The 1,142-nt window shown below is 67.3% G+C and carries 1 protein-coding gene; it reads right to left on the bottom strand.

The features are described 5' to 3' along the window. Positions 1 to 30: 30 nt before the first annotated feature. A complete protein-coding gene (locus C1I97_RS37625) occupies positions 31 to 1,128 on the bottom strand; it encodes an integrase core domain-containing protein (protein ID WP_111007331.1) in 1,098 nt (365 codons plus the stop codon). Positions 1,129 to 1,142 lie beyond the last annotated feature (14 nt).

The raw sequence follows: 1,142 nt of genomic DNA, 5'->3' as shown, positions 1-1,142 counted from the left end.
TGCCCTTGCCGAAAATCTCGTCCATGCAGGTCAGGCCGCATGGTGGTACTCGTGGAGGGTGCCGCCGAGGCGATCGCGGCGGCGTATGTCGAGGCGGGCGATCTCGTCCGGATCAGTGATCGGCGTGGGCAACGGATACAGCGGGCGGGCATTCGCGATGCCCTGATGCGGCCGGTGGGAGTTGTGGAACTGTTCGAACGCGCGCAAGGCGTGGAGCAGATGCCGCTGATTCCAGATCAACGTGCGGTCCAGCAGCTCGCCCCGGCAGCTCTGCACCCACCGCTCCATAATCGAGTTCATTCTCGGCATCCGGACGCCGCTGAGCACCACCTGGATGCCCGCGTCGTTCAGGACAGTGTCGAAGAGCTCGGGGAACTTGCCGTCCCGGTCCCGGATGAGGTAACGCACCCGGCACCCGGCGTCCTCCAGGTCCATGACGAGATTCCTCGCGGCCTGAGCCACCCAGGACGCGGTCGGATGCGCGGTGGCGCCCAGGACATGGATCCGGCGGTTGGCATGCTCGATCGCGGCGAACACGTACAAGCGGGCCCCGGACAGGGTGACGGTTTCGAAAAAGTCCCAGGCCAGCAGGGCGTCGGCCTGGGAGCGCAGGAAGCCGGCCCAGGTACTGGAAGCTCGTTGGGGTGCCGGTTCGATCCCGGCCTCCTTCAAGATCTCCCATATCGTGGACGCGGCCACCTTCACCCCGAGCACGAGTAGTTCGCCATGCACCCTCCGGTAGCCCCAGTTGGGATTCTCCCTGGCCAGGCGCAGGACCAGCACGCGGATCGAGCGCACGGTGCGCGGTCGGCCGCCGCGCTTGGGCCGGGACCGTGCGGCGTGTCGGCGGACGATCAGGTCGCGGTGCCGGCGCAGGACCGTGTCCGGCCGGACCAGCAGTCGCATCCGGCGCAGCACTCCCCTTGGCAGACCGTGGAGCAGCGACGCCAGGAACGCCCGGTCGCCGGCGTCGAATCGGACCCGCTGCCCGTCCAGATGCCGCTCCAGGACGGCAATCTGATGACGCAGGGCCAGGATCTCGACATCCTTCTCCCGGTCGCTCATCGGCAGCAGTCGCAGCATCGCGAAGGCGTTCGTCATACCCAGGTACACCAGTCTCAACAGCACGGCCGATCATCATG

The sequence above is a fragment of the Streptomyces sp. NTH33 genome, assembly GCF_003236365.1.
Lineage (GTDB): Bacteria > Actinomycetota > Actinomycetes > Streptomycetales > Streptomycetaceae > Streptomyces.
This window is presented reverse-complemented; position numbering and strand designations above follow the sequence as displayed.